Source organism: Algoriphagus mannitolivorans DSM 15301 (genome assembly GCF_000429425.1).
GTDB classification, from domain to species: Bacteria; Bacteroidota; Bacteroidia; order Cytophagales; family Cyclobacteriaceae; genus Algoriphagus; species Algoriphagus mannitolivorans.
Window position 1 is genome coordinate 300,440 of sequence record NZ_KE386902.1, and the last position, 12,032, is coordinate 312,471.

Here is a 12,032-nt window from a genome sequence, read left to right on the forward strand (position 1 = left end):
CTTCGCGAGCCAATTTTTGCAAAAAAGAGAAACCTTCGAGGTCTGAATAGCCCTCAAAGGTTTTCCATCATTTTAAGCTTTCTGATTTTAGCATTCAGACTTACTTTACCAGCTTCCTTTCTCCTCTAAACGTCCCATTCGGCTGGATAAAGCTCACTGCAGTTATCTCCCCGTCTTTTTCCTCAAACTTCACTTTAAAGCCTTCCAGCACCTTTAGGTTAAATTCATGCTCGCCGATATTGACCAGTTCGTATTCGGGCTGACCGGGCACAAAGGCATAGAGCTTTTCCTCCTTGATGTAAATCTTCACCTCCTGAACGCCCATCAGGAGGTAGGCTCCTTCGTACTTTTTCAAGTCATCCACCGAAAGCTCATTTTCTTTCGGGGTCCGCTTGAATTCGATCGGATCGAGGGTTGGTTCAAAAGCAGCTTTTAATCCGGAAATATCTCCGGTCATATTACTGACAAACTGAAAAGGAAAGGCATTGTTCCGATTGGGCTTACCCTGATAAATCAGATACATATTGAAGGTGTCGTAATCTTTGTGTTCCAAGAATCCACCCAACAGCCCCGTCTGCACAAAGAGCGTATCATTTTTCAGGTCAATCTCCATCTTACCATAGCCGGGATGTTCGTAAGTGCCGGTGAAGTCCATCAAAATGTGAGAAGGCTTGGTCAGGCTGGCTTTGGCCGTAGAGTCGGCAGCCGCTTTGGCTTTGGCTTGTGCTTCTTTGGCTTCCTCGAGTCGCTTGACAGCTTCTCCAACCCAATCCTGCGGGCTGATATTGAGCATTCGGTCGGCGACCATATTTCGGACGACATTGGGAAGGGGAGAGCCATTTTGATTGGTCAGAATCATGATCCCCAGGCTATCTGAAGGGAAGAAGGAGGCGGAAGCCGAGAAGCCGTCGATATTTCCTCCATGCTCTACTCGATAATGTCCCCGATAGGAAGCCAAAAACCAGCCATAGCCATAGTTGGAAAACTGCACATCGGGATGCTCTTTAGAAGGGGTGCCAGCGGATACCACCATCTGCGCACTCATCGCTTCCTTCACATAATCCTCTGGAATGATTTGTTCGCCTTTGAATTTTCCGCCATTGATCCAGGTGATGAGCCAATTGGACATTTCCGAAACACTGGAATTGATTGCTCCTGCAGGACCCATGGCAGCGATGTTGTAGTAGTCCATTTTGCTGGTTTTTCCATCCAGCTCCACCGAATAGCCAAAGGATTTATCAGCATCCTTTTCCATCTCTGGAATGCGGAAATTGCTTCGGGTCATGCCCAATTTGTCAAAAAAGAGTTCCTTCACGTTTTGCTCCCAAGTCTTGCCCGTGAGTCGGGCACCGATTTCTCCTTGGAGGAAAAACATCCAGTTGTTGTAGTACCATTGCTGTCGCAACCCGGTGAAAGGCTCTTGAAATTCGATGCGCTTGATCAGTTCCGATTTGGATTCGGAGGGAAACATAAACCAGGAAAAGTCATGCCTCGGCAATCCCGTCCGGTGCGCCATCAAGTCTTTGACGATGATTTGTTCATTCATCCAGGGTTCTGCGAACCGGAGTTCGGGAATATATTTGCCGGGCCTCTCGTCAAAGTCAATTTTCTCGTCTTTTCTCAGCACACCCAAGACTGCCGAGGTAAAGGCTTTCGAAGAAGAACCAATGGCGAAAAGCGTATTCTCCGTTACCGGAACTTGGTTTTCCACATCTTTGTAGCCAAATCCCTTCGCATAGACGATTTTATCCTTTTGGACAATGGCGATGGCAAAGCCAGGTGCCTTTAAAGCCACTCGGGCTTTTTCGAGTTCGGAGTCCAATTGCTTAAAGACATCTTGGGTTTTCTGAGAAAATGAGAAGCTATAAATGAAGTTGAGAAGGAGCAGGGAAAGGAGAAATTTTTTCATTGGTCTCTTGAGGTAATCCTACAAGTATAAATAATTGGAACTAAAGAAACATAGATTTCTTTCCGATTCTAATTGACCATTACACAAACTAAGGTTCGTCCAAGAGATTGAATAAAGCGCTCGAAAATCCCCTATATAGGGTATTTTTTGACTAAATTTTTTCGCTTAAAGTTGGGAATACTTTTAACGAATATTTTATGCAAAGCAAAAAACAAATTTTGAGTAAAAGCCTTCTTGGTTTAATGATCTGGGAGGGCATTAGTTGTACTACCTCGTTTGATGAAGAAATTCCCTTGGAGTTAGCTTCATCTGAAGTGGAAGTGATACAGGGAACTTTAAAAGTAAATTCATTTGATAAGTATGAGGACCTTATCACCGGAAAGGAAAAACTCTCCTTTAGAGACTTTAACAGTTTTCAAAAAGGACTTGATGAATTGAAGCAATCGGGTGATAATCTTCGAATCAGTCAAGAAGAGTATAATGAAATTACAGCTTGGGAAGGAAGTACACTCTTGGAGCTTTTGGATCAAGATGGATTTATAATCCTTGAAGACTATCTGATTTACTTAAATTTCAATAACCGAACTGCCGTTGTATCCACCGATTTAAATCTAAAGGATGAAATTCTTGCAGGGGATATTTCAAGTGAATCAATTCGTTTATTCAAGTTTGAAGATGATGTGATTGGATTATTAGAAATCAATAGTCCTTCGACAGTTGAAAAAGCTTCCTACAATGCTAGAATATTGAATTCTTTCAATCCTTCTGCTGCAACCGTATCAGCAGGATGTAGATGGGATAAATGCGATAATTCGCAATACTTCAATGACCCTTTCAACGGTGACATTCTCGGGATAGCCTATTCGGGAGGAAGTTTTCGGTATCGATTAGATGCGAAGCATGTTTATGATGCAGCCGCAATTTCTTTTAGGTTATTTTCAAAAGCAAAACATATGAGAAAACCGGAAGATGGCTCTGTTGTTTGGACCGCAACCTCAACTACACTTTATCTGTTTTGGGATTATGAATTTTTGAGTAAAAAGAGTGGAAGTACTCTACAAAAGTCCATGTCCCAATCAAATACCTTAAATAATGAGCTGGAAGCGACTTTTTATTCCTCTAGTAGAGGCTTGGAAAAATTTTATTTAAGATCACAGTTTTATGGAGAACCAGGAGGAATTCATGGTTATTCACCTTCTGGAGCATTTTGGCAGTTTAATCTTCAGCAAATAGATAAAGGTTATTAAAATGAAATCTTTAATACTGACCTTATTTATGATAGTCTCTATATTTTCTGGAACTATCTCGAGCGCTCAAAGTAATTGGGCAATTGATGCAAAAATTGGTGGAGGGAATACAAATGTTAATTTGAAAGGAGATTTTCCTGAACTTTCATTGGGAACGACGAATCATTTGTTTCTTAATTTTGGAGTCCTTAGAAGATTGAAAAATAACTTTTTACTGGGGCTGGAATCAGATGTTTACAGGTTTGATATTGGATATTCGTTTTCACCCTTAAATATTATAAATAAAGGTGGTCCAAATGCGAATTACTGGTCAATTGGTCCAAAAATTCAAAAAGATATTTTTATCTCTGGTGATTTGGGAATATTTCTTGGAGTAGGTATTCATTATTCCCAAACTAGTTTTGATGAGATTGAATATACCGGAATTTGGCAGTCGATAAGACTTCCAAATGGAGAGCAACAGATTCCGATTTTACTATATGGACAGACATTTGTCACCCGTCAATCAATTCATGTAAAGCCAGAGATTGGTCTTTATTATGATTTCTCTGAAAAATCAAGACTTACAATTACTTCAAGATGGGGAGTTGACTTGAATGAACCTTCGATTTCATATAAATTGGATCGAGTAGAGTACCAGAATAATTCTTACAGTAATAACTACACATTTAGCGGGAATTATTGGTCTTTACTTCTTGGCTATCGTATTAGCTTTTAAATAATTTGGCTGGGGAATTTCCCCAGCCAGTTTCCAGATAAAAATTTTCTAATGTTTTTCAAATCTGGTTTATTTTGTACGTCCTCGACCAAGTAACCATGATTCCAACTTTGATCATGTAGAGTTTTAAAATTGATTTGGTATTCAGACCATTTTACCTATTCCAAAGCTAAGTTTTCCTTTTCAAGTTCAGCTTCAAGTTCTTTAAAATTGATGAGTTTGCTTTGCCCATAGGAAAAGGAAATCGATAAAAGGATCAGAATAGGAGTAAAGATTTTTCTCATTAGTCAGAATTAAAGGTCTTCTACAAAAAAGATTGCATTTTGATTCAGGTCATAAAGGCCAAATTCATGGGTTCCCCATGGGGTATTCCAACGTAGCTTATCTGAAGGAACCACACCTTTGGCGACCAAGGCTTCAAAATAGGGTTGGATATTTTTGACAAAAATCCGTATGACTGATCCCCCTAACAAAGGATCTTCAGGGGTGTCCGCATGCCATTGAAGATGAATCCAGATTTCGTTAAGCCTGATTCCAGCATACATCTCGTCTCCAAACACCTTGGTGAAACCTAAGTTGTTGCAATACCATTCTACATCTCTTTCGATATTCTGAGAGGGAAGTACGGGGACTGCTTGGAGAAACTCAGTAGCCACGATATGTCATCAAAGTGTTTGTTGTAATCTTTCCAATATCTCACGGATTTCCACGATGCTTTCCCATTCTCTATCCCGCTCCCCATGCTCGATTCCAACATAGCCATGATAATTATGGGCCAGTACGATTTTCATCATCCGCTCATAATCCAGTTCGGACTCATTTCCTGCATCATCCCATACTTTCGGCTTGAGACTCACTCCGGTAGCCAATGGCATGAGTTCATCTACTCCTCGATAGGAATCGTAAGAAACCGGATTTCCATCCACTGCTCCAATTCTGAAGTTCCCGAAATCTGGAAGGGTTCCCGCCAATGGGTGTTGAACATTCCGGATAGTTTCTGCCAGCCATTTTCCATTGGAGGAAAATCCCCCATGGTTTTCGATGACGATATGGGTCCCATAAGGAGCTGCAAATTCGCAAAGCTGCCGAATGCCGTCGGTTACCAATTTGGATGCTTCGGCCGCATCAGCAGGGTTCTGGGACCAGGCGATATCCGAATAGCCATTAACTCGTACAGTATGACATCCCAAAAATTTTGCAGCCTCAATCCATTTCTTATGTTTTTCCACGGCTTCTTTCCGGTCTGCATCGGATCGAGCTCCCAACATCCCCTCCCTATCTACCATAATCAAAACCTGAGTAATCCCTTCATTTTCGCAGCGGGAATTCATTTCTTTCAAATAGGCCTCATCTTGGGCTTTGTCCATAAAAAACTGGTTGACATACTCCACGGCCAAAATCCCGTGTTTTTTGGCTTCCAAGGGAAAATCCAAATGGTCCAGTTGCTTGGAAAATAGGAGCCTGTTGACTGACCATTCTGCTAGGGATATTTTAAACAAAGGATCTGCTTCTTTTTGGGCAAAAGCCAATTGAGGAAGGCCCAAGCCAAAGGCAGTTGCAGCCAAACTGGAATTTTTCAGGAATATTCTTCTCGAATTCATAGAATAAGGAAAGTAGGTTTTCGGGTCATAATATGTTGAAGAGGATCAGCTGCTCAACATAGAAGAGGGAAGTTAACCAAAAAATAGAAATCCTGAATTTTGATCTGGGTAAAGGCTGGGAATCAGTGAAGAGCGGGGAAGGAAAATCTTTCGAAAAGTTTATCTTGTAATTCATCCAACCCATAATCGACCATGCGCTTTTTCTCATTCGCCGTTCTGGTGTTTTTTGTCATGAGCTGTGCTTCCCCAAAAGTAGAAGAGGAGGAAATTGATTTTCCCAAGCGTCCCAATATTGTCTGGATTGTTTGTGAGGACATGTCTCCGGAGCATTTGGAGACTTATGGAGGTACAGGGGGCAAGACTCCCCATCTCAATGCTTTGGCCGCAGAATCTGTCCAATACCAAAATGCTTTTTCCACCGCAGGAGTCTGTGCACCCAGTCGGGCAGCCTTGATCACGGGAGCATACCAGACCTCCATTGGCGCCATGCATATGCGAACCACCGGAATGTCTGCAAATGCCGTCGATGCCTATCCTCCGGGGTTTAAAAGTTACTCTGTCGTATTGCCAGAAGGTATGCGCGCCTATCCAGAATATCTCCGGCTCAATGGCTATTACACCAGCAACAATTCCAAGGAAGATTACCAGTTTCAAAGCCCGGTGATCATGTGGGATGAAAGTGGCACTAAGGCTCATTGGAGAAACCGCAAAGATCCCGATCAGCCGTTTTTCTCCATTTTCAACTTTACCATTACGCATGAGTCTCAGGTTTGGGCTAGGGAAAATGAGGAGTTGTTGGTGGATCCGAAAGACGTAAAAGTCCCCCCGGTGTATCCGGATGACGAGGTGTCAAGAAAAGTTTTGGCTCGATTCATCACCAATGTGATGCGGATGGATCAGCAGGTGGGAGAAATAATTGCCCAGCTCAAGGAGGATGGGCTCTATGAGAATACCATCATTTTCTTCTATTCCGACCACGGGGATGGGATGCCCTATTTCAAGCGGGAACTGTACGACCGGGGGCTGAAAGTGCCTCTTTTGGTGAAAGCACCATGGTTGAAAGGAGGAAGCAAAACAGATGAACTGGTCAGCTTTGTGGATTTTGGTCCGACACTACTTTCTCTGGCAGGAGTACCAATTCCTGAATCCATGCAGGGGCAGGCTTTCTTGGGAGCCCAAAAAACAGAGCCCAGAAAATACGTTTATGCTGCCAGAGACCGGATGGACAGCGAGTACGATCGGGTAAGGGCAGTTTCCGATGGTCGATTTAAATACATCCGAAATTACATGCCTGAGAAGGCTAATTACCAAAACATTCAATACCGCCTTCAGAATCCCTTGATGCTTCACTTGCTAGACTTGAATGAAAAAGGACTTTTGGATGCCAATCAAGCCCGCTGGTTTGCCCAAAGCAAGCCCGAGGAAGAACTCTACGATACCCAAAGCGATCCTTGGGAGTTTAATAATCTGGCAGGCAATCCAGAATACGCCGAGAAGCTTGCTGAGCTGCGTAAAGCCCACGAGGACTGGGTCGCTAAGTACGGAGACAAAGGTGCCCTGAATGAAATGGAAATGGTTCGAAACTGGTGGAATGGAGGAGAAAACCCTCCCGTCACTGCGGAAGCTGAGGTAAGTTTCTCCGATGGGAAGGTCACCCTTTCTTGCCTTACATCCTCAGCCCTGATCGGCTGGCGAAAGTCCAGTGGGGATGCTTGGAAGATTTACACCGGGCCTTTTGAGGCGGTGGTAGGAGATTCATTATATGTAAATAGCCACCGAATAGGCTTTGAGGCGGTGGAGGTTTCCATAAAATTGGGTAAAAAGGATTGAAAAAAAATTGACAAAACATGAACTACTGAAAAGTAATCAGTTCTTTTTTCTGTGAAACATATTCACATGGTCTATTTTTCATGTCCAACCAGAGGATACAATAAGAAAAGTCCAAAATTCAAGGTTCGGACCTTAATTGTATCCTCGTAGGTTACAGATTGACTACCTCCGGGACTTGTACGGGGAAATATAGAGTAGTCAAAATCAGCCCGTTGATAACTGGCTTCCAAGCCTAATTGAAATTTTCCAATAGCCCTGGATACTTGCAGATTTCCTCCCGCTGTAATAGAGGATGAATTGGGTCTAGAGCCGACATGAGCCCATGTAAGAGTTTCATTTCCAACTGCCCTAACCATCTCGTAATAAGGGTAGTTGATCTGTCCATAGCCTAAAAATATTCCCGTTCGATATTCCCAACTTCCTTTTTTCAAGAAATATCCCAGTCCAGGAGTGATTGATAGCATGTTGTTATTTTCATGAGAAAAGCGAAAATCCATTCCGTAAAGATCATTGACGAAATCTTCCATTTCGATAACAGAGATCGGATTGTTTGTAACACCTGATCTAAGAAATACATAAAAGTGACTGGCGAAATGATAATTAAGAGTTCCGTAAATAGAATAGCCTACTTTTGCAAATCCATTGCTAGCCTTTGAAATACTCGCAAGATTGGGTATGCTGGAATCTGGAAAATAAATCGCAGCCTCTTCCATATTATTTCCTCCGAATACACCCACTGAAAAGGCAGGACCTGCACTGACGGAAAATGAGAATCTTTGAGGTGGATTTTCCTGGGAAAAGGAAGATTGAAGCATAAAGCCAAAGAATAAAACCAGAAGAAAAAGATTTTTCATTTAAAGAGTATTGAGATAAATAGATTCAAAGAAATTACCGAAAACAACAGGCAATCTAAATTACTAGCCACATAAATTTAGATTATTCTTTATTGAAAAAAAGTGAAATAGTTTAACGAAGCGATGCCTAAAGGAAAAAGTGATCAAATTGGTGACAAGGGAGCCCTCAACGAAATGGAGATGGTTAGAAGCTGGTGGAAAGGTGAGGAGGCCCCAAAAACCCAGAGCGTTCAAGTGGATTTTAAAAATGGAAAAGTTAGACTTTCCTGTCCCACCTCAAGCACTTGGATCGGATATCGAAAATCAACCTCTGATCCCTGGGAAATTTTCACCCAAGCCTTTGAGGCCAGTTCAGGAGACTCGCTCTACCTGAACGCCCAAAGAATCGGGTACCTGCCCTATGAACAAAGCCTCATTCTTAATTGATCCTATTTCCATGAAAAAGCCATTCATCCTTTTCCTGTCAGTATTGCTGTCGAATTTGAGTTTTTCCCAAGAATCCATGCTTTGTCAAGGAGCTTACTGGACCGAAGATGAGGCAGAGTTTTTTATGAATCAGTGGGCAAAAGATTGGACTACTCGATCGGATTGGGAAATTCGGGCAAAAGTAATCCGGGAGGGAATGATCACCGGAATGAAGCTGAATCAAATGCCACCAAGAAGTCCGGAATTTAAGCCCATCATTCACAGCACTCGGGAAATGGATGGTTATATCGTGGAGAATATTGCGATTGAAAGCTTTCCTGGGTTTTTTATCACCGGCAATCTTTATCGTCCTGTTTCTTCAGAGCCTTTTCAAAAATTCCCTGGGATCCTCAGTGCCCATGGCCATGGGAATGACCCCCGGTTTGGGGAGAGTGTCCAGAAAAGGAGTGCTGCAATGGCCAGAATGGGAGCGGTCGTTTTTGCCTACGACATGATCGGCTACGGAGATTCCAAGCAGACAAGCCATAAAATGCCCATTGCCTTGACCCTGCAAACCTATAATTCCCAGCGGGTGATCGATTACCTCATCTCCAGACCTGATGTGGACGCCTCAAGAATTGGGGTAACCGGGGAATCTGGAGGAGGGACTCAAACCATAGTCATTACCGCTTTGGATTCCCGAATTACCGTCTCAGTTCCTGTGGTGATGGTTTCGGCTTATTTCTTTGGAGGATGTGAATGTGAAAGCGGAATGCCCATCCATAAAAGTTCTCATCACCAAACCAACAACGTCGAAATAGCGGCATTGGCAGCTCCTAGACCTATGTTGTTGATTTCGGACGGGGGAGACTGGACGAAAAATACCCCTCGGATCGAGTTTCCTTATGTCCAAAAAGTATATAAAACCTACCAAGCCCAAAGCAAAGCAGACAATGTTCATTTTGCAGGAGAGCGTCATGATTATGGGAAAAACAAACGGGCTGCAGCCTATAATTTTCTGGGGCACTATTTGGGACTTTCTGTTGGAAAAATTCCCTACAGGGATGGCTTTGACGAAAGCTTTGTGACTTTACTCTCACCGGATCAATTGCGGGTTTTTAATTTGGAATATCCTTTTCCAGCTACTGCACTTCAGGGAGATGCAGCAGTGATGGAATACCTAAAGTTGGATTAACGGGGTGGCATTTTCAGCTTGACCAACTGGAATCTTCCTCCGCGAAGCAAGTTCAGGTCAATTCTTGCTCCGATTCCGGGAAGGCTTCCTTTTTCGGAAAACTGCCAGATGACCCAGTTTTGGGTTTGAGGTTCAAGCACCCGGTTGTAATTGGCCACCCAGATCGGATATTCATCAAATCCTTGGTTATGAAGCACTTCCCAAAAGAACTTATCTCCTGTATAAATCATAGGCCTGACTCCGTAATGAGCCTCCACGAGTTGCAGCCAGTTTTTGATTCCTTGACGGAGACGATCTTTGGACTGAATGGTGCTATGCTTTTCAATATCCAGCACCGGAATTAAATCCCCTTCCTTGAGCTTTGTTTGTTGAATGAAGTTCTTAGCCTGCTGGGTGCTGTTTTCATCCGGTCGATAATAATGATAGGCGCCTCTTACCACTGGTAAGGTTCTAAATCCTTCCCAATTCTGCTTGAATCTCCGGTCCACTCCATCCTTGCCCATAGTTGCCCGAATGACTACAAATTCTATAGGGCGACTCTGGAGCTGAAGCTGGAGGCCACTAAAGTTTATTTTTCCCTGATATTCTGATACATCAATGCCTAAAATCCCATCCGAGAAGTTTCCAAAAACTTGCTCAAATTTTAGTGCTTCTGTCCATTTGGGAGCTTGTCGAGTGTAATCTCTGAGTTCTTTTTTCTGCCAACTTTGGTAACGAATAACCCAAAATGCCCCAATAAAGAGGCAGGCAAGGATCACTAATACTACCCAGATGGAAGAGTTGGTGGAAGGCTTTCGAGGCATGTGGGGCAAAATTGTGAAAAAAACCGGCTGGTTTGAAGGCTCAGGTTTCAGTTTTTTTTCGTTTTCTTGAGCATTTACAAGGCTTTTTCCTTAAGAAAAAATTAGACTTCTGACTTGTAAGCTTTTGGCAATTAGCTATATTGTATCTTTAGTTTTTCTACTCCTTTTTAAATATTTACCGATGATTGATAAGTTAATCAAGGCTAGTGCTGTTTCAGTTCTTTTAATTGCTAGCTGTAGTCCAAAAAAATCTGATACCAACTCCAAAACAGAGCTTTCTCTGGAGGTGATAGACTCCATTCAAGTTGATTTTCTGGGGGAATTACGACTTCAGGATTATGATGCCAATTTGGACCAATATCTCTTGGTCAACGATATGTCCCAAGCTTATCTCGAAGTTTCAGGAGACGGGAAGGTTGTTCAAAACAAGGTCTTGAGCCCAGAAGGATTGGATAGAATTTCGATGGTTATGGGCATTTCTTATGTAGATGGGAAAGTGATAGTACTTACTCCGGATCAAGGATATGTCAAGTTTGAAAATGGGGAAAGGGTAGGGGAGGTGTCCGTTCCGTATCCATACACTAGCTTTATATTTTATCCCAAACTCGGATTTCATGAGCAAGACGGGAAAGCAATATATCCTTACTTATTGCCAGAGAATATGCCGATGAGCTTTGACAGTCCTGATTTTTACTTGAGCATTTACAAAAAGCCGATGATCCAAATTCAGGATTTGGCTTCTCCTGATACAGTGGGGACGATGTTCTTGCCTGAAACCTCCCCGCTTTTGGACGGCAAGGTGCATGGGTTTCCCATTCCGGTAGTTACCAAAAACGGGAAGGAATGGCTTTTGGGAATGTGGCTGGAGCCGAGATTTTATGTTTATCGGGAAGAAGGAGGGAAATTAAATTATCAGCACACTGTGGAATTACCTATTCCAAACTGGGCTGGCTACTCACCCGTAGAGCCAGCCCAAGCAGGATCTTTCTTTGATCAAATGCAAAGCTTCCGTTCGGCTTCTTTGGAGGATATTTTGGTGATGGACGAATACATTTTGGCGATTTATAAAAAGGGGATTTCCAAAGAAAAATATGCCACTATGGACAGTACCACTCCTGAAGGACGGCTGAATATTCAGAAAAATGATCCTTACTATGTGGCTGTTTTTTCCAAGGAGTATGAATTGATCCGAGCCGACCTTCGCCTACCTCATGGAGTACATGGTCCCACCGTAATCAATAAAAAAGGTGAATTGGTGACTTCCAAAAATCCAAGCCTATCTGAGGTGGAAGATAAAGGTGTAATCCTGTATCGAATGAAGTTGGTGAAAAAGTAAATCTGAAGTTATGCAAGGTTTTAGGGAAATAGTAAGCAAAAGATATTTCTCGCAAAGCCGGAAAGGCACAAAGGGTTAAAATCTAATCCCATTCTGATTTTGTTTGAATTGGGATGTCTGAGAGCAAAACTTTG

At 42.6% G+C, this 12,032-nt stretch carries 12 protein-coding genes; 6 read left to right on the forward strand and 6 right to left on the reverse strand.

Features of this window, described 5'->3' with window-relative positions; translation table 11 throughout:
- Positions 1–100: 100 nt before the first annotated feature.
- Positions 101–1,909 (reverse strand): serine hydrolase, encoded by a 1,809-nt coding sequence (locus tag G458_RS0118310; RefSeq protein ID WP_026953191.1) that lies wholly within the window; start codon positions 1,907–1,909, stop codon positions 101–103.
- 197 nt (positions 1,910–2,106) lie between these two features.
- On the opposite strand from G458_RS0118310, the gene G458_RS0118315 reads away from it, so the two are divergent.
- Both G458_RS0118315 and G458_RS0118320 read left to right on the forward strand, forming a co-directional pair.
- On the forward strand, positions 2,107–3,156 hold the full coding sequence (locus G458_RS0118315; RefSeq protein WP_026953192.1) for a hypothetical protein: 1,050 nt from the start codon (positions 2,107–2,109) through the stop codon (positions 3,154–3,156).
- Between the two features lies 1 nt (position 3,157).
- Complete coding sequence (locus tag G458_RS0118320; protein ID WP_035468464.1) at positions 3,158–3,874, forward strand: hypothetical protein; 717 nt, start codon at positions 3,158–3,160, stop codon at positions 3,872–3,874.
- Positions 3,875–4,032: 158 nt separating this feature from the next.
- On the opposite strand, the gene G458_RS22040 is transcribed toward G458_RS0118320, so the two are convergent.
- Genes G458_RS22040 through G458_RS0118335 form a run of 3 tightly spaced genes read right to left on the reverse strand, consistent with a single transcriptional unit; the run spans position 4,033 to position 5,475 of the window.
- Positions 4,033–4,158, reverse strand: a complete 126-nt coding sequence (locus G458_RS22040) for a hypothetical protein (RefSeq protein ID WP_281171632.1) — start codon at positions 4,156–4,158, stop codon at positions 4,033–4,035.
- Positions 4,159–4,167: 9 nt separating this feature from the next.
- A complete protein-coding gene (locus tag G458_RS0118330) occupies positions 4,168–4,530 on the reverse strand; it encodes a glyoxalase/bleomycin resistance/extradiol dioxygenase family protein (RefSeq protein ID WP_026953194.1) in 363 nt (120 codons plus the stop codon).
- Positions 4,531–4,539: 9 nt separating this feature from the next.
- Positions 4,540–5,475: a sugar phosphate isomerase/epimerase family protein gene (locus tag G458_RS0118335; protein WP_026953195.1), complete on the reverse strand. Its 936-nt coding sequence runs from the start codon at positions 5,473–5,475 to the stop codon at positions 4,540–4,542.
- A gap of 192 nt (positions 5,476–5,667) precedes the next feature.
- Here G458_RS0118335 and G458_RS0118345 point away from each other — a divergent pair, with 192 nt between their 5' ends.
- The gene (locus G458_RS0118345) at positions 5,668–7,305 is read left to right on the forward strand and encodes a sulfatase family protein (protein WP_026953196.1); all 1,638 of its coding nucleotides are present in this window, start codon (positions 5,668–5,670) and stop codon (positions 7,303–7,305) included.
- 71 nt (positions 7,306–7,376) lie between these two features.
- Here the strand turns inward: G458_RS0118345 and G458_RS0118350 are convergent, their stop codons facing one another.
- Positions 7,377–8,159, reverse strand: a complete 783-nt coding sequence (locus G458_RS0118350) for a hypothetical protein (RefSeq protein ID WP_026953197.1) — start codon at positions 8,157–8,159, stop codon at positions 7,377–7,379.
- A 123-nt stretch (positions 8,160–8,282) separates the two neighbouring features.
- On the opposite strand from G458_RS0118350, the gene G458_RS0118355 reads away from it, so the two are divergent.
- On the forward strand, positions 8,283–8,585 hold the full coding sequence (locus tag G458_RS0118355; protein ID WP_026953198.1) for a hypothetical protein: 303 nt from the start codon (positions 8,283–8,285) through the stop codon (positions 8,583–8,585).
- 10 nt (positions 8,586–8,595) lie between these two features.
- Complete coding sequence (locus G458_RS0118360) at positions 8,596–9,759, forward strand: alpha/beta hydrolase family protein (protein ID WP_035468516.1); 1,164 nt, start codon at positions 8,596–8,598, stop codon at positions 9,757–9,759.
- Here the strand turns inward: G458_RS0118360 and G458_RS21165 are convergent.
- A complete protein-coding gene (locus tag G458_RS21165; protein ID WP_051287427.1) occupies positions 9,756–10,562 on the reverse strand; it encodes a glycoside hydrolase family 25 protein in 807 nt (268 codons plus the stop codon). The two genes, G458_RS0118360 and G458_RS21165, sit on opposite strands and share 4 nt — an antisense overlap.
- A 181-nt stretch (positions 10,563–10,743) precedes the next feature.
- Between G458_RS21165 and G458_RS0118370 the strand changes: the two genes are divergently transcribed.
- Positions 10,744–11,898, forward strand: coding sequence for a hypothetical protein (locus G458_RS0118370; RefSeq protein WP_026953200.1), 1,155 nt, complete (start codon positions 10,744–10,746; stop codon positions 11,896–11,898).
- The last annotated feature ends 134 nt before the right edge of the window (positions 11,899–12,032 follow it).